This is a genomic window from Mesorhizobium sp. M7A.F.Ca.US.007.01.2.1 (genome assembly GCF_003998165.1).
Taxonomy (GTDB): domain Bacteria; phylum Pseudomonadota; class Alphaproteobacteria; order Rhizobiales; family Rhizobiaceae; genus Mesorhizobium; species Mesorhizobium ciceri.
In genome coordinates, this window is record NZ_RZQP01000540.1 from 1 (window position 1) to 423 (window position 423).

The 423-nt window shown below is 60.0% G+C and carries 1 protein-coding gene; it reads left to right on the forward strand.

The features are described from left to right. On the forward strand, window positions 1–214 hold a 214-nt coding region (locus tag EN949_RS35680), incomplete at its 5' end, for a hypothetical protein (RefSeq protein WP_245472590.1). Window positions 215–423 lie beyond the last annotated feature (209 nt).

The following is a 423-nucleotide window of genomic DNA, read 5'->3' on the forward strand; positions in this document are numbered from 1 at the left end:
CTGGAGCGAACAGCCGACGTGGACGACTGAACCGGTATCGGTCTGGGCGAGACTCTTCGCCCTGCGCGGCCTGGTCGCGGTCTGGCGCGAGCGCAAGTACTATCGCGAGGAACTGAAGCGACTGGCGGAAGATGGGCCTCAGCGGATCGACGACGTCGGTCTCACCCCGGCTGCCGTCGAGGCGGAACTTCAAAAGCCGTTCTGGAAGGCGTGATTTGCATCCATAGCTGTGAACGATTGTCTGCCTGATTGTCAAACACCGCAACGCCTCGACAGGGCCACCAAACTCCGCAAGTACTGTCTCATCGACGCTCGCAAAGACACGACCGGCATGTTCTATCAGCAGCCGATCAAGGACCTGCCTGTAGGCCGGGGTAAAACATGATCGGTCAATTGCCAGGCCGATGAGGCTCGGCAATGTGG